17 protein-coding genes are annotated in these 19918 nt (G+C 65.7%); 9 read left to right on the top strand and 8 right to left on the bottom strand.

Annotated elements, in window-relative coordinates; genetic code table 11:
- Positions 1-5 precede the first annotated feature (5 nt).
- Positions 6-1250 carry a type II toxin-antitoxin system HipA family toxin gene (locus AC3WT0_RS08720; protein WP_492753122.1) on the bottom strand — a complete coding sequence of 415 codons (1245 nt, stop codon included), beginning with the start codon at positions 1248-1250 and terminating at the stop codon, positions 6-8.
- Positions 1251-1255: 5 nt separating this feature from the next.
- Positions 1256-1537 (bottom strand): helix-turn-helix domain-containing protein, encoded by a 282-nt coding sequence (locus AC3WT0_RS08715; RefSeq protein ID WP_492753121.1) that lies wholly within the window; start codon positions 1535-1537, stop codon positions 1256-1258.
- 405 nt (positions 1538-1942) lie between these two features.
- Between AC3WT0_RS08715 and AC3WT0_RS08710 the strand changes: the two genes are divergently transcribed.
- The 3 genes from AC3WT0_RS08710 (at position 1943) to AC3WT0_RS08700 (ending at position 7076) form a co-directional block, all read left to right on the top strand.
- Positions 1943-2518 (top strand): hypothetical protein, encoded by a 576-nt coding sequence (locus AC3WT0_RS08710; protein ID WP_492753120.1) that lies wholly within the window; start codon positions 1943-1945, stop codon positions 2516-2518.
- On the top strand, positions 2518-3858 hold the full coding sequence (locus AC3WT0_RS08705) for a CsgG/HfaB family protein (protein ID WP_492753119.1): 1341 nt from the start codon (positions 2518-2520) through the stop codon (positions 3856-3858). The genes AC3WT0_RS08710 and AC3WT0_RS08705 overlap by 1 nt, the downstream gene beginning before the upstream one ends.
- An 83-nt stretch (positions 3859-3941) precedes the next feature.
- On the top strand, positions 3942-7076 hold the full coding sequence (locus AC3WT0_RS08700; protein WP_492753118.1) for a beta strand repeat-containing protein: 3135 nt from the start codon (positions 3942-3944) through the stop codon (positions 7074-7076).
- A gap of 118 nt (positions 7077-7194) precedes the next feature.
- On the opposite strand, the gene AC3WT0_RS08695 is transcribed toward AC3WT0_RS08700, so the two are convergent.
- Positions 7195-8100, bottom strand: coding sequence for a LysR family transcriptional regulator (locus AC3WT0_RS08695; RefSeq protein ID WP_492753117.1), 906 nt, complete (start codon positions 8098-8100; stop codon positions 7195-7197).
- 227 nt (positions 8101-8327) lie between these two features.
- Between AC3WT0_RS08695 and AC3WT0_RS08690 the strand changes: the two genes are divergently transcribed.
- Both AC3WT0_RS08690 and AC3WT0_RS08685 read left to right on the top strand, forming a co-directional pair.
- Positions 8328-9530 carry a hypothetical protein gene (locus AC3WT0_RS08690; protein ID WP_492753116.1) on the top strand — a complete coding sequence of 401 codons (1203 nt, stop codon included), beginning with the start codon at positions 8328-8330 and terminating at the stop codon, positions 9528-9530.
- The gene (locus tag AC3WT0_RS08685) at positions 9523-10212 is read left to right on the top strand and encodes a hypothetical protein (RefSeq protein ID WP_492753115.1); all 690 of its coding nucleotides are present in this window, start codon (positions 9523-9525) and stop codon (positions 10210-10212) included. Before AC3WT0_RS08690 ends, AC3WT0_RS08685 begins: the two co-directional genes overlap by 8 nt.
- Here the strand turns inward: AC3WT0_RS08685 and AC3WT0_RS08680 are convergent.
- Entirely contained in the window at positions 10209-11033 is an 825-nt protein-coding gene (locus AC3WT0_RS08680) for a hypothetical protein (RefSeq protein ID WP_492753114.1), read from the bottom strand. The genes AC3WT0_RS08685 and AC3WT0_RS08680 overlap by 4 nt on opposite strands.
- Before the next feature lie 274 nt (positions 11034-11307).
- Here AC3WT0_RS08680 and AC3WT0_RS08675 point away from each other — a divergent pair, with 274 nt between their 5' ends.
- From AC3WT0_RS08675 to AC3WT0_RS08660, 4 genes are read left to right on the top strand one after another with little or no spacing between them, the layout of a single operon-like run.
- On the top strand, positions 11308-12201 hold the full coding sequence (locus tag AC3WT0_RS08675; RefSeq protein WP_492753113.1) for a DNA-processing protein DprA: 894 nt from the start codon (positions 11308-11310) through the stop codon (positions 12199-12201).
- A complete protein-coding gene (locus AC3WT0_RS08670) occupies positions 12194-12847 on the top strand; it encodes a hypothetical protein (RefSeq protein ID WP_492753112.1) in 654 nt (217 codons plus the stop codon). The genes AC3WT0_RS08675 and AC3WT0_RS08670 overlap by 8 nt, the downstream gene beginning before the upstream one ends.
- 40 nt (positions 12848-12887) lie before the next feature.
- The gene (locus AC3WT0_RS08665; protein WP_492753111.1) at positions 12888-13952 is read left to right on the top strand and encodes a DNA-processing protein DprA; all 1065 of its coding nucleotides are present in this window, start codon (positions 12888-12890) and stop codon (positions 13950-13952) included.
- A gap of 1 nt (position 13953) precedes the next feature.
- The gene (locus AC3WT0_RS08660; protein ID WP_492753110.1) at positions 13954-15201 is read left to right on the top strand and encodes a hypothetical protein; all 1248 of its coding nucleotides are present in this window, start codon (positions 13954-13956) and stop codon (positions 15199-15201) included.
- On the opposite strand, the gene AC3WT0_RS08655 is transcribed toward AC3WT0_RS08660, so the two are convergent.
- From AC3WT0_RS08655 to AC3WT0_RS08640, 4 genes are all read right to left on the bottom strand, one after another.
- Entirely contained in the window at positions 15173-16927 is a 1755-nt protein-coding gene (locus tag AC3WT0_RS08655; protein ID WP_492753109.1) for a hypothetical protein, read from the bottom strand. The genes AC3WT0_RS08660 and AC3WT0_RS08655 overlap by 29 nt on opposite strands.
- 28 nt (positions 16928-16955) lie before the next feature.
- Positions 16956-17399: a hypothetical protein gene (locus AC3WT0_RS08650; protein WP_492753108.1), complete on the bottom strand. Its 444-nt coding sequence runs from the start codon at positions 17397-17399 to the stop codon at positions 16956-16958.
- 42 nt (positions 17400-17441) lie between these two features.
- Entirely contained in the window at positions 17442-18242 is an 801-nt protein-coding gene (locus AC3WT0_RS08645) for a hypothetical protein (RefSeq protein WP_492753107.1), read from the bottom strand.
- Between the two features lie 196 nt (positions 18243-18438).
- On the bottom strand, positions 18439-19890 hold the full coding sequence (locus AC3WT0_RS08640; RefSeq protein WP_492753106.1) for an ATP-binding protein: 1452 nt from the start codon (positions 19888-19890) through the stop codon (positions 18439-18441).
- Positions 19891-19918 lie beyond the last annotated feature (28 nt).

Raw genomic sequence — 19918 nt, 5'->3', positions numbered from 1 at the left:
CTGCATCAACCGACCAGCGCCTTTTCGAGATCCTGATGCTCGAACGCACTCGCCATGCGCTCGATCTGCGCCGGCGTCAGCCCGTTCTGGGCGGCTGCGTCGCGCCAACTACGCGTGGCGGCCGCCACTTCGGCGGCGACCCGTTTGGCGTCGGGAAGCTTGATGCCGAATGCGCCGGCCACCGACAATGCTGTGTCGAGCGACGCCTCGTCCTCGACCTCATTGAGCGTCAGCGCATGGATGCGCGGCTTGACGTCGGTCGGCATCGGATTGAGGTCGTAGGCGGGCGCCAGCCGCCAGCCTTCGCGCTCGCGCAGATAGCCATGATTGCGCAGATGGTCGTCGGTGTTCGAGATCAGGATATTGAAGACCATCCGCCGCCAGAGCTGCGCGGCGTCGGCTTCCGGCTGCGCGCCGTCCTGGCGCAGGATGTCGACCAGCTCGAGATAGCTGCGCGCGTCGCCATCGGCGGCGCCGAGCGCGGTCAGTGCCGACATGAAGGGAATGCGCTGGCCGTCCTCGCCGCGGTCGAAGCGGTGCATGATGAAGACCGGGCGCTTGAGCACGATGTCGAGCCGGCTGGCAGGTACGTCGATGCCGGCGCGTTCGGCGAGCAGCATCGCGGTCGCTTCCCAACGCGGTACCGGCCAGTCGTCGCTCGGCGCGGGGAATTTGGCGATCATCAGCCGGCCATCCGCACTCCGAACCGACGCCTTGGGACGAGCGCCGCCGAGCGAGGCGCCGGGCGCCAGCAGCAGCTTCAGATCGTCGTCATTTTCCTTGTCGTTGAGGATCCGGGTCGCCGCCGACAACAGCCGCGACAGCGAGACGAGCGGCGGGATCGGACGGTCGGAACGGGCCAGATAGGCATCGCTGCCTGCCTCTGCGAAGCGGAGCGCCCCCAGCCGCGTCTCGTCTTCGACCAGCAGGAGGAAGTCGGCGTCGAGCAAGGTGCGCGGCGCGCGGCCCTCGGCGCGCGCGGCACGGCGCTCGCGGCGCAGCAGCAGGTTGCGGCCCCAACGATCCGGAGCCGGGTCGGTGAAGGCGTTGAACAAGCCGCCGGCGGTGTGGAACTGGCCCGATCGCAGCGGAAGGTTCGGATCGAGCGCGAAGCCGTGCGGCCGCGCCAGCCAGCCGCGGTCATATTCGAACGTGGCGGTCTCGCGTGCGCCTTTCGATCGCGCCCAGAGCCGGCCGACCGGCACCGTCTCGCCTTGCCAGTCGATATGGACGTCGAGTTCGCGTTCCATGGCGGTCAGCGCTCCTGGCGCTTGGACGCGCGCGTGCGGACGGGCAGCCGTTCGATGTCGAGCGATTTGCCGACCTCGTCAGTTTCCGGATCCGCGAGCTCGGCGAGGCGTTCGGCCAGGCCGAGCGTGAACAGGACGGTGGCGTAGATGCCCAGCGCCACGCCCGGATCGCCGCGCTCGACGCGCGTGATCGTGTTGCGGCCGACAAAGGCCCGTTCGGCCACGGTCGCTATCGTGAGGCTGCGGCGCTTGCGCGCGGTCGCAATGTCGGTGCCCAGCTTGGCCAAGGCCCGCCTGACCGCGAGAGGAAGCGCTGTCTGCGCGCGTGAGGCTTTCATAGCTGCACCATAAAAGTGGCAATATCGAAGTTAGCGCACTCTTTATGGTGCAAAGTTTAAAGTTTCAAGGGCTTCGTGCGAACAACGCACCAAAAATGGTGCGCAAAGCCACTTAATGCCGTATTTTTGGTGCGATACACGAGAGGGCGCGGCTTCCAGCACATTCTGAATAGCCATATCGCACTGCCTTACGCGTGGCGCAGCATGAGCCGACCATGTCCATACTCGCCGATCGCCTGTCTTTCTGCGCCACGCTACGCCGGCACCAAATCCTTGTTGCCGAACAGGGTTTTCCGCTTCTCTTAATCGCCCCCGACGCCGGCGCGCTCCGCATCCGGCTGAGGGGAGATACAAGTGACCCACGCCCGTCCAGTTCGATCCGCCTTGCCGGCCACGCGCCGGTTGCGCCGCCTTGCCGCGCAGATCGCCATCGCCGCCGTCGTCGCGGCGCCCGTTCCAGCCCTCGCCAACAATTATGGCGAGAGCCTCGCCTGGCAGTTCATGAGCCCGGCGGAGCGCGCCGCACAGATCGCGATGCTCGACATGATCGAGAAACGGCGCGGCGGCTATTACGCGGCGCCGATCTATAACACGACCATCGCGCGCCAGTATAACTGCTCGATCAGCGCGACCGCGACCGGCAATAGCGGCGCGCAGACCGCGCTCGCCAATTCCCCAACCGTGACGGGCGCCACCGCGACCGCGACCGGCAACGACAGCACGACCAGCATCGGCGCCGGCCGCGCGAATACGACCGTAGACAGCGGCCAGACCAACAGCGGCGCCATCACCTCCGGAGTCGAAGGCGCGACCAGCGCGACCGTGCGCGGCGTCGCCTGGCAGGCGCTCAATTCGTCCCAAACCAATAGCGGCGACCAGTCGGCCAGCGTTCAGGCGAGCAATGCCTGCACATTCGGGGCACTGAACTGATGCCGCGGCCGAGCGAGGGCAATCGGCTTCTGCGCTCGCGCGCCTTGCGCGTCGCCGGCGCCGCGCTGCTGGCGACAAGCCTCTCGGCGTGCGTGAGCATGCACCAGCAACGCCTGGCTCCCGGCGAGGAACCGACGCTCATCGGGCCTGCCGTGCGCGACAACCGGACTCCGATGGACGGCGCGCTCGCATGCCTCGCAGCAGGGATCGCCGCACGCGGCAAGCCGCCACTGGTCATCGCCGTCGGCGACGTGCGCGACTATACCGGCAAATATTCGGTCAGCGAAGGCAACGCCATCACCCAGGGCGGCGCGCTGATGGTCTATTCCGCGCTCGGCAAGCTCGGCAGTGCCGTGGCGCTCGCCGAACGCTTCGATCCCGTGATCGCCGAACGCGAGCTCGGCTATACCGATCGCCGCCAGCTCGGCGACGGGCAGATCCACGACGTGACCGGCCCGACGGGTGCGGGCAAGGTGCCTTGGCTTCCCTATTTCGGCGGCAGCATCGCGGCGTCCGATTATTACATCGTCGGCGGCATCACCGAGCTCAACTACAATATCCGCTCGGGCGGGATCGAGACCGGTGCCAGCGGCATCGGCCCAAAGGCGCGGACCTTCACCCAGTCGGTCGCGATCGATCTGCGCATCGTCGACACCCGTTCGCTGCTGGTGGTCCGGACCGTGAGCCTCACCAAGCAGTTCACCGGCTATGAGGTCGGCTTCAATATCTTCCGGTTTTTCGGGTCCAGCCTGTTCGACATCAATATCGGCGCCAAGGGCCAGGAGCCGCTCCAGCTCGGCATCCGTACCGCGCTCGAGGAAGCGACATTGCGGCTGGTCGCCTCGGTCACCAAAGCCGATCCCGCGCCCTGCCTGGCCAGGCGCTCCTGGGACGGCGACGCGGTGCCGCCACCCACCACGCACATGCTCCAGCTCGTATCGGACACGGCGGCCCGGGCCGGCGCGGCGGTCGGCACCGCAATCAACGCCGCCGTGGCGGCCGAGGCACGCGACGCGGGCGGCGTCATATCGCTCCCGTTCGAGATCGGCTCGGCCGAGCTCACCGGTACGGCGGCCTCGATCATCGATCAGATCGCCGCAGCCGCGGCCAAGGCGCCGGTCGACGTCGCCATCGTCGCGCGCGACAGTGAAACGCTCGACCCCGCCAAGCGCGATGCCCTGACCGATCAGCGCATCGCCGCCCTGGTCACAGCGCTCGCCGCGCGCGGCATCGCCCCGGCGAGAGTCGCCATGCGCTGGCGACCGGCGCCCACCGACACCGCCGTTCAGCATGACCGCCCGGGCCTTCAGGCGCTCGCGCGGCTCCGCATCGCCAACTGAACCCGCCTCCCTCCAGCCGCAGGAGGCGCCGCCCCTCGAACCGACGACTTCGACCAGCCCCACCCCATCTCCAGGAGCCCATCATGTTCAAGACCCCATATTCCCGTCATGCCCGGCGCGCCCTTCTGGCCAGTGCCGCTGCCCCCGTCCTCGCCGCCATGCTCGCCATCGCCCCCGCCGCGGCGCAGACCGCCGACAGTGCGGTGAAGGGCGCGCGCATCGCCGCGAGCGAGCAGATCAACCGGTCGGCGCCCATTACGGCCGACGCCAGCGGCACCGCCAACCGGATCGCCGCAACCGGCGCGATGGAGGACTCGCGCGCGGCGCTCGACGACAATGAAGTCGCGGCCACGGCGCGCGGCAATCGGACCACGCAGAACATGACGCTCGGCATCGCCGACCAAGGTCTGGCCTATGGCCCCACCACGCTCGCGGCAGGTGCCGGCGGCCTCCGCGCCGATGCCGGCAGCGTCGTCGCGGTGAACCAGCGCGGCATCGCCTCGCCGGTGCGGACGGACATCGTCGGCGCGCAGATCTCGCTCGACAGCGGCGCGGCCATAACGAGCAGGCTCGAGGTCGCGGGCAACGACGCCGAAGCTGTGGCCCTTGCAAACGACGCCGCCGGCACGATCGACCTGACCGGGCTCGGCGACAGCGGCGCCGGCATCGTCGGCCTCCAGCGGACCGATGCGTCCTCCCTGGTGGCTGCGCGCGCGCTGGTGCGCACCCAGCTCGCCACCGGCGCGGCGTCCGGCAGCGATCTCGCGCTCAGCGGCAATGTCACGCGGGCGCTGGGCTATGGCAATTCGCTCACCAGCGACCTCGGCGTGAAGGCGACCGATATCGGCATCGCGCCCGGCTATGGGATCGCGTCGGTCGTACCGAGCGCGAGCGACGGCGACCCCGCGGTCAATGCCGCCTACGCCGTGCTCACCAGTCAGATTCTCGGCGGCAACGTCCAGGGCTATGCCACCGGCGCCGATGCGTCCGATCCGTTCGCGCTGATCGTTTCCGGCGATCTCGATGGCTCCTCCGCCGCCAACGACGCGAATTCACTTGTCGCGGGCGGCTACGGCAACCGCTCCGCAAACAGCCTTGCACTCGATGCCGTGTCGATCGCGCGCGCTGCGTCCGGCGAAGGTCCGGTGGGTGGCGCCGTCGCCAACATCACCAATGTGCAGCGCATCGCGGGCGCCGGTGTCGCCGGCACGACCGTCGGCGGCGCGATTGCGGACGTGTTGGGGAATGTCGATGGCGCCATGCTTTCGGCATCGACGAACGGCGTGCGTGCAGTCGCAACCGGCAATCTCGCCGAGGGCAATCTGCTCGACGTGACCGCCAGCACGATTGACGCCTGGGGCATGGATCCCCCTTCGGGACCGGTCGGGACCGCGCAGTCCGGAAATGACGGCAGCGCCACGGTCAGCGCGGCATTCAGCGCCCAGAACGTCCAGGACTATGGCACCGGCGCGATCGGCGCGAGTGCCATCGGCGCCGGGGCGCTGCTCCAGACCACCGCCGATATCGATCGCTCGACGTTGCACGCTGACGACAACCTCGCCGCCGCCGCCGCGACCGGCAACAGCGCGCTGACTGCGCTGACGCTCAAGGCCTCGACGTTGCGCGCGAGCGCCGACGTCAACAATGTGCAGACCGGTGACGGCGACGTTCGGGCAGCGATCGGCTCCGCCGACGATCCCGCCGGCGCGACCATCGCGCCCTTTGGCATGGTTCGCGCCTCGCGGCTGACCATCAGCGGGAACAGCGTCGCCGGATCGGCGATCGGCAATGTCGCCGACAGCAGCTTGACCGTCGAGGCCGGCTCGATCGCCAACGGAACCTCGCACGAGGACGCGGTCGCCGGCCCGCTGCCGTTCGGCTATGGCGCCGCAGCCACCTTCGCGCTGGCGAACACCCAGAAGCTCGGGCAACCCGCGCCTGGCAGCGAAGGCGGCACGGCGGGCGTCCATATCGCCAGCAACGTCATCGGCCGCTTCGCCGTGACCGGCGACGGCGGTGCGGAAGGTTCCTCGCTTGTAGTCGACGGCAATGTCCAGCGCGCGACATCGCTCGGCAACAGCGCGGCCAATCGCCTGTCGGTGACGGCCGCCAACCTCGACGACCTGACTTCCCCGTCTGCGGGTTCCGCGCTCTCGTCGGCGCAATATGGGCAGGCGGACGTCCTCGCGTCCTCGGCGATGAAGGTCGCCGCCAAAGGCGCGGTGACCGATTCCACCGTGTCGCTGTCGGGCAATTCCAACCAGGCGCTCGCGGCGATCAACGATGTCGACAATCGCCTCGCGCTCGATGCCGTCGGCATCGGCACGCTGACCGGCACCGATACCCGCGTGTCGATCGGCACGGCGCCCGCCATCATCGGCGATCAGGTGCTGGCCAATGTTCAATTCGCGGCCGGCACCGCAACTGCTGCGGCGAGCACGCGGCTGCGCAACGGCGATTCGGGCGGCGGCCTGGTGGCGTCGCGTTTTGCGATCGAGGACAATGCGACCGTGGCCGAGGCTTCGGCGAACCGCGCGAGCAACTTGGTCGAGATGTCGTCGGTCTCCGGAACGCCCGCGACCGGCATCGGCAATCTGCAGCAGAGCACCGCTGCCGTCAGCGCGTCGGCGGTGGCCGGCGCAGCGTTTACGGTCGCTGGGTCATTCGCCGATCCGGCACTGCGCGAATCCTCCGTCTCGATCGGCGCGAACACGGCGAGCGCGCTCGCCCGCGGCAACGTCGCGGACAACCGGCTCGACTTGGCCACAGGCGCTACGCCGGCATCGTCGACGCCATCAGTCGACATCGGCCGGTTCGACGCCTCGGCGCGCGCGATGTCGGCCGTGCTCAACTCCCAGATCAATTACGGGAGCATCGCGGCGAGCACGACGGGCAGCGGCTATGGCGTTCCGCTCAACGGCGCCGGCGCAGCCGTCATCGGCTCCAATGTCGCAGTGACGGGTAACGCCGCCTCCGCCGCCGCCTATGGCAACGCCGCCAGCAACACCGTCTCGGCCATGGCGCTCGGTGGCCTTCCCAGGGCGGCAATCGCCAACGTCCAGGCCAATTACGGCCCGGTCACCGCGCGGGTGACGGGCACCGGCTTCGGGATGCTGTCGGGTCCCCTGACCGGCAGCGCGATCACCATCAGCGGCAATCAGCCCGCCGCGATTGCGACGGGCAACCAGGCGACCAATATCGTCACCGCCATCCGCTAAGCCAATCCGCGGCGGGTCGCCCGCGCCCCCTGGGCCGGCTCGCATGCGGGAAGGGCCGCCACGCTCCCCCTGTCGTGGCGGCCCTTCGATTATCGCTCCCTTAGTCTCTGTCACGCCGTCAGCGCGGCAGCGGACGGCCATAACGATCGGCGAGCAATTGTAGGAAGCGGCGGACGATCGGATTGTCGTTGTCGTGGCGCCAGTGAACGCCCTGGTCGAGCATCGTCGGACCAAAGGCGTCATGCACCTCGCGTAGCAGGGCTTCCCCGTTGCGGAATGCCGCAGGCGCAATGCCGGTCGACACCGTGACGCGGTCTCCGCCGGCAAACGACAGGATATTGTCGCGGCCGACATCCTGCACGGCGATCGGCGGCCGGTGTCCCGGGCCCGAAAGGCGCGCGACGATCAGATCGGCCAGATCGGGACCTGGATCGGCGGCGGTGACGGTGAAGCTGCAATGCCTGAGATCGGTCCAGTAGAGCGGCTCGCGCTCGGCAAACGGATGCCCGGGCGCCAGCCCGATCAGCACCAGCTCGCGCCAGAAGGACAAGGACGCGATCATCGGCCGCGAGGATTGGCCGGTGCAGATTGCGAGGTCGAGCTGGCCCCGGTCGAGCGCGTCGAGCAGCGCCGACCGCCCGCATTCGCGCGCTTCGATGTCCACGTCGGGCCAGGTGGCGCGAAAGGAATTGAGCGCCGCCGCCAGGTCGCCCGCCGCCAGCGAGCCGTGGAATCCCAGCCGCAGCGTGCCGGCCTCTCCCTTGGCGAGCGCGCGGGATTCGCGGTGCAGCGCGTCGATGTCGTGGATGATCCGGCGGGCTTTGCTGAGAAAGCGTTCGCCGGGGTCGGTCGGCACGACGCCGCGCGTCGAGCGGCGAAAGAGCGGAAGGCCGAGGCGCAGCTCGAGGTGCTGCACGCGCTTGCTCAGCGTCGATTGCTTGATTCCGAATTGCTCGGCGGCGCGGCTGAAGCTACCGCTATCGGCGGCTGCGAGGACGTAGCGCAGCAGATGGACCTCGATCATCGACCTTCCCCGGCCGGGACGTGCTACGATGACCGCGCCCCGCATCGACAGAGAATCGTGGGCACGCGACTCGGGGACAATTCCAAGAAATGGGGGCGGCCCTCGTCGGCTTGGCTAGCTGCCACCCGCATTTGGCTCTCGCGCGACCGCACGTCGACCTTATGTGAGGATAAGGAGCGGAGCGCGTCTTGCGCTGCCGACGATGCTTGGCGAGTAACCGATACGCGATGGCGCTTGCCGACAAGATCACCGTTCAAACGCTTCTTTCATACGCGCGGGCCTGTATTTCCGTTGCGCGCGCTTGCACGCAGCTCGGCGCGGACGGCTATCACCACACGATCATTCCGAGCCGCGGCGCCGCGCCGATTGAGCGTGGCGCGCTGTCCTATTTCCACGCGGTCGTTAAACCAGCGATCCGGGGCACGCCGTTCGAGGATGGAATGCGCCGTCATCTGGAAGGACCGCTGGGGTCTTCGCTCTACTTGCCCTTCACGGCGGATTCCTGCGGCGAAATGGACGGAATCGCGAGCGGCGACGTCAGGGCTTTCTGGACCAAGGTGCTGGCTGCGATCGTGCGCGGTGACCTCGCCGATCCCCACTATCGATTCTTCTGTTATGTGCGCGACCGCGTTTGCCGGGTGGGGTTCAAGGCGGCGCTGGAAGACCATGTGCGGTCCGGCCGCTTCGTGTTTCTCGATACTGTCGTGTCAGGCCGCGCCATCGCGGAGATCATCGACGCGTTCGATGCCGAGGGACTGACCGACTGTCATTATATATTGGTCGTCGACGAGAATGGCGCCAGGCTGACCGCCGCGAACCGCCGCAAGCTCGAGGCCTTGCAAACCGCGGGTCGGGCGACACTCCTCAACGTGGACACGTTGTTCACAGAGGATCAGGGACCTGCCGTGAGCGGAATCTGGTGCGTCTCCTGCCCGGAGCTGATGCAGGTGGCCCGCGATGAGATACCCGACTTCGCCCATGGCGCCATCGGTGCCGGGATCTATTATCACGAGGTCCAGCAGCGACCCGACGCATCCAACGTCAACGTGACGGTCGGGATCGCGAAGCTCCATCAGCTGATCTGGCAGGCCGTCCAGGTCGTTGCCTGCCCAGAGGCGCTAATGGAAGATCTCGATTCAACAGGATTGTTGAGTGGCGCCTTCGACCTCGACTGGCAGCTCATGCGCCCCGAAATCATGGGCAGATGGCTTGAGGAGGAAATCGCAGTCTACCGCGAACATATCGATCGCCACCGCCTGTTCGATCAGGCGAGCACGCACGCGATCGCGCAGCCGAAGCTCCTCGCGGCCGCGGTGGAAAAACCGCGACTGGCAGTCTCGAGTTCGCACGCATTGCGGCTTCATTTCACCAGGGACGAGGCCGCCCGGCTCGTTCGAACCTTTCGGGAGGAGACGACCGGCCATGCCTGAGTGGGACCATGCGGGCAGCCGCGCGTCGGCGGGCGCCGCACTGGAAGCGATCGCGCTGGCGAGGCCCGCCCAGTTGCGTGCACGCGACCTCTCGCGACTGTCCAAGCTGCCGTTCAAGGCAGCATTCTATCGCGACAGCCTGCTCTGGCGGATCGAGGAGCTCGGCCGCGCCACGCTTCGGGCATATGACGAAGGCGACCATGTCGCCGGCATCCTGTTGGCGCGCGGTACGATCGAAACGGTGGCCGCCTTGTGGGAGCTTCATCGGCTCGTTTCCGATTATCGTGGCGACGCGATCGACGCCCTCGACGAAGCGTTGATGAAGATGCTGATGGGATCGCGCGTGCGCGACGACCGGCCGGCATCGCCCAACATCCTCACCGCTCTCGACCGGATGACGAAATCGTTGCCCGACTTCCGAGCGATCTATGACCAGTTGAGCGAGTTCGCCCATCCGAACGACGCCGGTACGGCCTCCTCCTTCGCCAAGCTGGACATCGTGCGGCTCGAAGCGACGTTCGGCCCGGCGGGCGAAAATCACGATCGCCGGGCATGGCTGTTGATCGAGGGACTCGCGACGTCGCTTCTGCTCGTGCTTCCACTCTATCGTGAGGTCTGCGCTGGCTTTCCGGCTTTCGCACGCCTCTGCGACACGGACGCCGAGCGGCTTTCCGAAGGCTAGAACCGCGCCAGCAGGTGACGCGCAAGTTCCAGCAGACCATGCGCCACTTCGCCAAGCAGCCCGATCGCGGTCGTCCATGTAAGCGCCTTGATCGAGTTCTTGATCAGCTCGTCGACCGCCAGATCTCCCTTCTTTGCGAGCCAGGAGCCCAGCTTGGCGCTCCAGCTTCCAAATCGGCGCGCCAAGGTCGCGAGCCGCGTGGGATCTGGCGCTTCGCGTTCGATCTCCGAGCGCGTTTCCTCGATCGCGGCGCGCATCTCGGCTGCGTCTTCGTCGCTGTAAGGCGGTAGTCCAATCGTCTCGGGAGGGGCATTGTGGCCGATATTCGCGGGCGCTGTCGGCAGCGCCGCCAACACCGTCTCCAGCGCATCGAGCCGCCGCAACACCTGCGCGCTGATCCGCGCGGTCTCGCCATCGCGGTCGATCGTTTCGCCCTCGGGCTCGGGATGCTCGTAATAGTCGCCGCTCGACGTCGGCGCCCATTCCGTCGTGCCGTCCTTTTCGATCAGCTCGATTGCCTCGTCGATCCACTTGGCGTCATATTCATAGCCGAACTGGTCGCGCAGCACGTCCCCGGCATCGAAGGGGCCGCCCCAGGGATAGAAATAGCTCTGATTCTCGCTGTCTCGTGGCGTTTCGTTCTGCGGATCTTCGAACTGCTCGAAGAACCAGTTCTCCATTTTCTCGAGCGCGCGCCGTTTCGCCTCGGCCTCGCGTTCGCGCTCGGCAGCCTCATCGTCCTCGATCTGCTCCCAATATCGCCGCTCTTCCTCGGCGTCTTCGTCGCGGCGGCGGCGCTCTTCGTCACGATCATCGGCCATTCTATCATGCTAGCCACCGCGCGGCCGCCGGTCCAACGACTATCGCTCCCGCGACACGGCGTGCACCCGCATCGATTGACGTGGGAACAAATAAGGAACATATTGCGCTGGACCGGTTATCGGGAAGGTCGTGCCAATGGACACGGCGGTCGGGCTCGGACGTTTCTCTTGCCATGACACGGCCTTCGCTTCACACCATCAAGCGCCCGGGCGGGCGACGCGGGGAAGGAGGCGCCCTCATGGCGCAAGCACTGATGACAAGAGCCTGGACGGCATGACCATGCAGCTCGCGTTGAGCGATGCCGGCCCAGCTTTATCGCCGATTTCCCCACGTCGTGAACTCGGTGCCTATGAGGCGCTGTGGCTGGAAAAGGGCGCCACCTTCAAAACGCTCGCCGAGCGATTCGCGGCCGATCCCAGTGCGCTTCCCTCCGATTTCGTCAGCCCCGCGATCGCCGATCAATGTGCCGCCGACGTGATGAAGCGACTCAAACAGGCGAACGTCCATCAGTTCGGGGTGCGCATCCACCACGCCGGCGACTATCCCCAGAAACTGCGCGATGCCCGCCATCCGGTCGAACTTCTCTACTATCGCGGCGCCTGGGAAATCACCGAGAGTCGTTGCGTCGCAGTGGTCGGAAGCCGCGAGGCGTCCGAGGACGGCATCCGGCGCGCGGCACGTCTGGCGCGCGAGCTCGTCGACCGCGGTTTCACTGTCGTGTCCGGCCTGGCCAAAGGCGTCGATTGCGCGGCACATGCGGCTGCCATCGCGCGGGGAGGGCGTACCATCGCGGTCGTCGGCACGCCATTGGGCGTCTGCTATCCCAAGGAGAATCTCGAGCTGCAGGAGACGATCGCCCAGCAGCACCTGGTGATTTCGCAAGTTCCCGTTCTGCGCTACGCTAAGCAGGCGCCGCCGCAGAATCGGCTCTTCTTTCCGGAGCGCAACAAGACCATGAGCGCGCTGACCGAGGGCACGATCATCGTCGAGGCAGGCGATACATCCGGCACGCTCACGCAGGCGCGCGCGGCGCTCCATCAAGGGCGCAAGCTCTTTATTCTCGACTCTTGCTTCCAGCGCTCGGATATAACTTGGCCCTCCCGCTATGAGGCCGAAGGCGCAATCCGCGTCAGGACGCCCGAAGATATCTGGAGCGCGCTTGGTTGACGGCATCCGGCTTTCACTGATCGATGACAGCAACCGTGGCGATCACTTTCACCTCACGGCGGACGATACCTGCTATTATCTGTACGAATACACGTCGCATCGCGATTATTCGTTCAGCGCTACCAACAACCTGATCAGCAACCTCAAAAAGAAACCAAGCCAGGCCGGCCAGGCGCATTACCACTATAAGGGCCGGGCGATCGCAAGCTGTGCCCGGGCGCTCGCCGGCGCTCTCAATCCCAATTGGCTGGCCAACGCGACGCTGGTGCCGGTTCCCGGTTCCAAGGCCGCCGGTCATCCTGATCATGACGACCGGATCGTGCGGATTTGCCGCCTGATGCGGCAGCCCGCACCGGACGTGCGGAATCTGGTGATCCAGGGACAATCGACAAATGCGTCGCACGAGGTTGGCCAAGGCGACCGCGTCACGGTCGAGGAACTGCTCGATCTCTACTCAATCGACGAAGCCGCGACGAAGCCCGCTCCTCAGGCAATTGGCATCGTTGACGACGTCCTCACCGCGGGCACGCATTATCGCGCCATGCACACGGCTTTGTCGCAGCGCTTCCCTGGCGTTCCGATCATCGGATTGTTCGTGGCGCGCCGGGTTTTCCCCGACGACCCGCTGGACTTCGATGATCTATGAGGTGGGATTTTCACGATCGGGACGCGGCAATGATCTTCGGATGCGCTATCCTGTGGAAGTGAACGACACTGTCCACTTCGATCCACAGCGGGTCAGCGATTCGCACGGCGCGCATCCCGCTGCCGCGTGGGCTACGCGCAAGGACCGCCGATCCCGGAGCGGAAACCCTGACGAGACGCGCGCCTTTCTGGCGCTGGCGACCGTTCGGGGCATCGGCCAGAAGACGCTTTTTGCGCTAGCCGGTTCCGGTCGCGCCTTCGCGGATGCGCTCGATCAGGGGCCGACCGACGACGATCCCGGCGCAGCGCCGCCCGCCAGGCGCTGGTCGGCCGTGCGCAACCACGCGCTCTCACGCGGCGACGAACTCGCCGGCCTGCTCGAACGGCTGGGCGTTACCTTGCTGTTCAGTGATGATCCGCGCTTCCCGCCCCAACTGCTCAAACTCGAACGACCACCGCACTGGTTGTTCGTGCAAGGATCGATCGACCGTCTGGCCGATCCGTCTTTGGCGATCGTCGGTACGCGCAAGCCCAGCGCCGATGGCTTGTTTCTCGCACGCTACGTCGGCGAGTGCTTAGCGGATTGGAGATTGCCGACCGTGAGCGGGCTCGCCGCCGGGATCGATCAGCTGGCGCACGAGCATTCTCTACGCGCCGATGTCCCCACCATCGCAGTGCTCGGCACGGGAATTCTCGACGAATATCCCAAGGGATCAGCGTTGCTCCGAGATCGGATCCTGGCGGCGGGAGGCTCGATCGTCACCGAATATCTTCCCCAGGTTTCATACAGCGCCGAGAATTTCGTCCAGCGCAATCGCCTCCAGGCCGCGTTGGGTCGCATGCTCATACCCGTGGAATGGAATCGTCGCAGCGGCACCGCGCACACGGTGCGGTTCGCGACCGCGCTCGGACGGCCGATCGCCTGTCTGCGCCTGCCCGAATGGCCCGAGGATCGCGTCATGCTGGAACCCGGCCTCGGATACCCGGGCGGCGCCCTTTTCACGCTGCCCCGCGACCAGACCGCTTTCGACGCCTTCGTTCGCGATGCGGCTGGCCCCCCTTCGACTGCGCCTGCGGGGCAGCTCTCGCTATTCGGCGAACCCTGACATGCTCAAGGGGGCCATCTTCTCGTTGCACGACGTGCTTGTGAAGCAGGGCACGATCGATGGCGGCCTGTTCGGCGAGACGATCAAGCTGCTGCGCTATCTCAAGGGGCGCGGCGTCGAGCCGGTCTTCATCAGCAATCACGACTGGACGGTGTCGTCAGAGGGACCCGAGCGCCCATTCCGTGCCCTGCTCGAGGAGCATCTCGGACCGGTCAGCTATTTTATCGCCGGGCGCGAAGGCATGCCGTTCAAGCCCCGGGCCGACGCGACCGCTCACATCCTCGCGGCCAAGGGTTGGACCGCGCGCGAGGTCCTCTACGTCGGCAACACCACCGACGACATGAAGACCGCCGCCAACGGCCGGCTGCTGTTCGTCAACGTGATGTGGCACGGCATCGCCAGTCCCTACGGCTTCCAGTTCGACTCTCCGCTCGACGTTGCTCGCTTCGTTGATTGCCTGTGCCTGGGGTTGGACAGCTGGTTCTGGGCGCTCGAACAAGGCCCGTTGCGCGTCTATGCGCTCGCGCCGTTCACGACCTTGTCGGCCAAATACGCGCAGGCGCATGCATATTCCGAGAACGCGAAGGCGACGTCCAAGCACGGCCTCGGGGACGCCAATTTCTGGGGCCGCCTTCTCGCCGCCCGGGTCTATTTCTCCGGCATCGTCGACGAGATCGACTATATCGCCGCCTATCCCGGACATTCACCCGCGTCGAACCCCACGGTGATCGCGAACGCGCTCGACATTCTCGGAAAATCGCTTCGCAAGAGTTATCTGCCAGATCTGATTGTCCGGCACAGCAAGGCGGTGAAATCGCAGACGGCACGCGCCTCGGGCGGAAGCGTCGGCCTCGACAACCAGCTGAACACGATCCGTCTCAATCCGGCGCCCACGCGCGGTGTCGGGGGCAAAACCTATGTCTCGCCGCCAACCAAGGGCGGCAAGACGGTGCTGCTCGTCGACGATATCTGCACGGAGGGAAACAGCTTCGAGGCCGGGCGCGCCTATTTGCGCGCAGCCGGGGCGAACGCGGTCTGTCTGAGCTGGCTGAAGACGATCAACACTGACTATCGGCAGGTGGCGCCGCCGTTCGACCCATTCAATCCCTATGTCGCTTGTACTTTCCCGGCCGCGATTTCAACCACCACCCATTGGTATTCGAGCGCCGTCAGCTCGCATTCGGCGCCGACCAATCTCGCCGACGTCTATTCGCGATATTTCAGCTGGGCTTGGCCGCAGGGCCTGTAGCAGTCCCAACCGGCTTGTGCGCTGCTACGCGCACGCCCTCGACACCGACCAGGCAGTCGAATGGATGATGCCCGCCCGCCACGAACTCCTCGACCATCTTGGCGCGTTCCGGGTCGCTGCGCCACGTCGCCTGTGGGAATTCCATCAGTCGTTCGGGCGTGAACCCCTCATAGGTCACCCGCAGGCCGTCGACCTCTACCTCGGCCATCGTCGTGGTCGCGCAGACATCCGCTCCTTCATTATAACGCGCGACGCACGTCCGGATGTGCAGAATGTCGCCATCCGACCGCTCGAGCAGCCGTTCGAGCGTGCGGAAATTGAGGATCGGCGTCGTTTCTTTCCCGAAGAACATCCCGGCATTGTCAGACGTGATCACCAGCTGCTCGAGCACGGTCACGAATCCCTCGAAATGCTCGAGCCCTCCCTCGGGAAGGACTGAACGGATGAACTCGATCCCTTCGGGTTTCGCCAGAAATTCGGCGATCGCCTTGGTCTGCCGGAATGCCTTGGAGACATTGTCGGGCGCAAGCGCGCGCAACTGGTCCTTCGCCCAGCGCGGCGGTATCGGGCTTTTCACTTCGCAGACGAGCATCACGAACCCCAGAGTGGGCTCCTCGGCGATGACCAGCAGATCGATATCGGGAAGCGCGGGATCGATCGCGCGTAGCGACACGTCCGAGCGGCACTGAAAACCCTGGGCTTCGAATGCAGACTTCACCCGCCTGACGAATTGCGCACCAAGCGCGTTGCTCACATTCGAAAGAAACGCTTGCGGCCGCCGCTGCGCGACGACGCGGAGCAGCTGCACCAGCCCTTCCGATTTGGAAAAGTGACAGGGGCGCATCATGATCCGATACGGCGACGCCCCCTCGCGCATCAGCGAAAAATACGTGGAATCGACCCTGCCGGCGACAGCGGCCTGGTCGAACACCAGATCCTGGAGGATTGCCGCGACCGCATCGTCTGCGACGCCTGTTTCTTGCACCAAGTTGCCGCGCAATTCGCCCTCATCCATGAAGACGCACCCGACATTGCCGTTCACCGCCGCCTGGTAACGATGATAGAGCGCCTTCATCATCAGCACGCGATACACCGCGTGGAAATCGCGGTAGCTATAGCCGCCAAGGTCGATGTCGGCATCGGGCTCCAGGATCGAGAAATAGGCAGACAGCTTGCGGTCGGCATGCGCCTGGAGCAGCGCGTCAGCCGCTTGATGCGCTTCGCCGACTTCGAATTCCGGCTGGTCCTTCAATAGGCGTTTGAGTTCGTCGGGCACGTCGAAACCGTCGAAGACGCGCTGCGACAGCAATATATGCTCGTTCCATACGGTGAAGAACTGCCGTGGCAGCGTCCGATCGCGATACCTGATCTCGACATGGTTTTCGCCGAACGACCAGGCGACGGAACCGGGGGCATTATAGCTGTAGTAGAGCAGCTCGCGCAGGTGGTGATAATGCGCGCCGAACATCAGATCGATCGCCATCGGTTCGACCTCCGGTTCGGTACCCAGCCGGCCGCTCACCAGATGCGCCGAGAAGCTGTCGATCCCGTCATTGAGCGCGCTTTCCAGCCCGCCGTCCGGATAGTTGGTTGCTGCGGTTTCGGCCATGTTGCAGGCAAGCAGCAGCGCTTCATTGGCATCGAAGCCGTTTGTCGCGCGCCGCACCAACTCGGCGTCGAGCCGCGCCTCGAATGCCTGGATTTTCTCCTTGGCGACGCCGGTCATCTGGCGCGCCGGCATGCCCGCTGTGCGATCACACGGCACCATAGTCATAGTCGTCGTCGGGCCATTCGGCGCCGTAGAAGAAGTCGTGCCCGTCACCCTCGACCGACAAACCGTTGAAACCGCACGTCGCGGCCTTTACAGCAGCAAGCACGTCGAGCTCGATCCCCTCGGCCCAGCGACCCGGACGGGTCGTCACGGTGTAGCAGGCCTGCGCGTTCGAATCGCACCAGACCATGCTCACGCGCGCCCGGACTAGGTCCGGCAGGGCATCGACGATCGCCCGCATCTCGTCGAGCTCCGCCGCCACCGACCAGCGGCTTTCGAGCTGAACTCCGCGATAGACGAACCCGGCGACCGGCAGCTTCGGACCGGCATCCGCGATGTCGATCTCGCGCTGACGGTGCAATAGCGCCGCCAGTTCTGCCGACATCGCAACCGTCTCGACCGGCGGGGGATTGTCATTGTCGTTCATCGCCGCCTCCTGTCCGCGCGCATCGGTCGACCATACGCCGCATCACAGCTTGAAACTGCCGCGATCGGCATAGCCCACCGGCCGCACCTCGAGCGACGCCACTGTGGCGAGGCGCGCGCGTCGACAGCTGAAGCTGTCCTTCAGCCCCTGCGAGGAAACTTGCAGCCAGGCGCCGTCGCGGCGCTCCAGCCAGCCCGACGCATAGGCGTCGCCCGCCAGGAACCCGGCATAGGCCGCGCCCACCCAGCGCGTTCCTTCCGGCGCCGGCCATAGCGCCACATGCACTGACAGTTCATCATATCCGGCATCATGCACCGAGGCGATCGCGGGAATGCCCTCTATGTCGAATGCGAACACATAGGGATCGCGGCGGCCATATCGGTCCGGTTCCTTGCCCGGCCAGCGATTGTCGCCCGCGCGAATGGTGAACAGCCGCTGGTCGATGCCTGCGTTTATGCCGGCCACCAGCATGTTCCGCCACGCCCGTAGGCGCACGCTCTTATGGTATTTTGTCCGATTGTAGCCCACCGACCGCGTGCGCACGACACGATGGCCCTCCGCATAGCGGATATTGTCGAAAATCAACGATCGGTCGCTTACGCCCATCTTGCGCCCGCTCACCGCGTGCAGACGCGTCAGGAATGCGCTTTCGTCCAATAGCGCATAGTCCGGATCGTCGGGGTCGATGTCCTTCATCGCCGCCACCAGCGAGATGTTGGTGCTGTACCCGAGCGCCGAGGCCAGCGCTTCGGAAAGATGCGATGACTTGTCCTTGGGGAAACGCGTCTGAAGGGCGCGCTTGACGTCACGAACGCCGATATCGCTGAGCGGAATGGCCGCCATGGATCGTTCCTTCACCTGCGGTCGACGTCCACGGATTACGCGCCGACCTGAAAAGTGAAGGTCGATCGTTTGCGAGTATGAGTGTCCGCTTTAACCCCGTGGCAGGTCCGGCGAGACGGCCAGCGCCAGGTTCGCGCATTGGCGGGGCGTAAGTCAAGATGGTCTTGGCGAATAGGAACGGCCGTTCCCTGCAGGTTCAGCGCCGGAGCAGTCGCCCTAGCAGGGACACGTTCGGCGGTGCGGCCGCTGCCTCCACCGCTTGCGCCGCCGCGGCGCCCATCAGCTCGGTCAGCGTATTTTCGAAATCGCGAGTGACATCATCGAAGCCCGTCTTCGCATGCGCGATCTCATGGAGCAGCGTGCCCGCAAACGCCGGCAACGTCGCGAGCTGATCGCGTCGCACCACGATGCTGCTGCTCTGAGGGTCCCAGAGCCCCACGGCATCCGCCCCTGTCACGAAATCCGCGCGCATCGTTCGGCTGATCCGGACGCTCGCGACGTGTGCGGGCAGTCCGCCGGCGATCTCGGCGATCGCGTCCGTGTGGCGAAAGATCGCGTGCTCGCCCGGGGTCAGCGCTTCGGGCTCCACCCAGTCGAACGTAAAGCTGTCGTTCCATTCGGCCTGATATTGGCCGAGGTCGCGGATCGGCGCGCCCGATAGGTCGCGCAGGCCCGCCACCTCCGCCTGGATGACGTCGGGAACGGTTATGATCTCCATGCCGTCACCACGCGCGTGATCGACCGCGGACGCGTTATGGATCAGCTGATCAGCGGTCACGAACAGGTAGCGCCCGCTTGCATTGAGAATACGGCAGGCATGAACCGCGATTTCCTTCCATCGCGCTTCGTCGCTTCCCGCGCCCGATTGCAGCGCGACCAACTGACGCGCGAGCACGGCCGCCACTTCGGTGCCCGACGCCTGCAGCAGCATCTGCTTCACCCGGTCGGTATAGGCGGTCCTCCCGACATTGGTGCGCTCGCGGTTGAGCGCCTTGCGCATCGCTTCGGTCAATGAGGTGATATTGTACGAAAACGCGAAATTCTCCTCCTCGGCGACGAGCAGCCCGGCCACATAAACGCGTGCCGGATGCCCATCCTTTCGCGCGAGGATCTGCCCGAACCTGGTGTCCTCCAGCACCGCTTCATCCGAAAAACGCAGGAAGAACGCTTTGGCCTTCGCCATCTGCGCATCGCTCAGACCGGCGAGCACTACGGTGGTCCCGGCGCGCTGCGCGTCGTCCGCAGGCTTCACCACTGCGTGCAGGGTTACCACATCGTCGAACCCGTGCTTGCCTGTTTCGGCCAAGGCGATCGAACCGTGCGCAGAGTCGATCTGCACTTCGACGCCGTTGCGGTGGAGCGTCGCAAGCGCATCTTTGAGCCCGACACCGAACTTGCCGATCACCCGGCCGGGATTGGCGAGCTTCTCGCCGCTCTCGTTCTGCGTGAAATGCTCATAGCGCAGCCCACGACCATGATCGTGAATGACCCAGGCGCCGTCGGTGCGCTTGAAAATGTCGACATCTGCCGTGTCGCTCAACACCTGCTCATCCAGCGCGTTGGCGATCAACTCGCGTACCGCGTGCGCGTCCTCCCATGCTTCGAGAATCTTCTCGATATTGAGATCGAACAATCGTTCGTCGATCATGATGTCTCAGCCCCCGTCGCAGACGAAC

The organism is Sphingomonas sp. EU05-FHT14C10 (assembly GCF_058790595.1).
Note: the sequence above shows the minus strand (reverse complement) of the source record. Positions and strands in the feature narration are given on the sequence as shown.

Excerpts from the sequence above, each read along its gene's own strand:
- AC3WT0_RS08675 (WP_492753113.1), top strand. The coding sequence starts at position 11,308 with ATGACCATGCAGCTCGCGTTGAGCGATGCCGGCCCAGCTTTATCGCCG.
- AC3WT0_RS08660 (WP_492753110.1), top strand. The coding sequence starts at position 13,954 with ATGCTCAAGGGGGCCATCTTCTCGTTGCACGACGTGCTTGTGAAGCAG.
- AC3WT0_RS08650 (WP_492753108.1), bottom strand. The coding sequence starts at position 17,399 with ATGAACGACAATGACAATCCCCCGCCGGTCGAGACGGTTGCGATGTCG.
- AC3WT0_RS08705 (WP_492753119.1), top strand. The coding sequence starts at position 2,518 with ATGCCGCGGCCGAGCGAGGGCAATCGGCTTCTGCGCTCGCGCGCCTTG.
- AC3WT0_RS08690 (WP_492753116.1), top strand. The coding sequence starts at position 8,328 with ATGGCGCTTGCCGACAAGATCACCGTTCAAACGCTTCTTTCATACGCG.
- AC3WT0_RS08665 (WP_492753111.1), top strand. The coding sequence starts at position 12,888 with ATGCGCTATCCTGTGGAAGTGAACGACACTGTCCACTTCGATCCACAG.
- AC3WT0_RS08640 (WP_492753106.1), bottom strand. The coding sequence starts at position 19,890 with ATGATCGACGAACGATTGTTCGATCTCAATATCGAGAAGATTCTCGAA.
- AC3WT0_RS08700 (WP_492753118.1), top strand. The coding sequence starts at position 3,942 with ATGTTCAAGACCCCATATTCCCGTCATGCCCGGCGCGCCCTTCTGGCC.
- AC3WT0_RS08720 (WP_492753122.1), bottom strand. The coding sequence starts at position 1,250 with ATGGAACGCGAACTCGACGTCCATATCGACTGGCAAGGCGAGACGGTG.
- AC3WT0_RS08645 (WP_492753107.1), bottom strand. The coding sequence starts at position 18,242 with ATGGCGGCCATTCCGCTCAGCGATATCGGCGTTCGTGACGTCAAGCGC.
- AC3WT0_RS08685 (WP_492753115.1), top strand. The coding sequence starts at position 9,523 with ATGCCTGAGTGGGACCATGCGGGCAGCCGCGCGTCGGCGGGCGCCGCA.
- AC3WT0_RS08695 (WP_492753117.1), bottom strand. The coding sequence starts at position 8,100 with ATGATCGAGGTCCATCTGCTGCGCTACGTCCTCGCAGCCGCCGATAGC.
- AC3WT0_RS08655 (WP_492753109.1), bottom strand. The coding sequence starts at position 16,927 with ATGACCGGCGTCGCCAAGGAGAAAATCCAGGCATTCGAGGCGCGGCTC.
- AC3WT0_RS08680 (WP_492753114.1), bottom strand. The coding sequence starts at position 11,033 with ATGGCCGATGATCGTGACGAAGAGCGCCGCCGCCGCGACGAAGACGCC.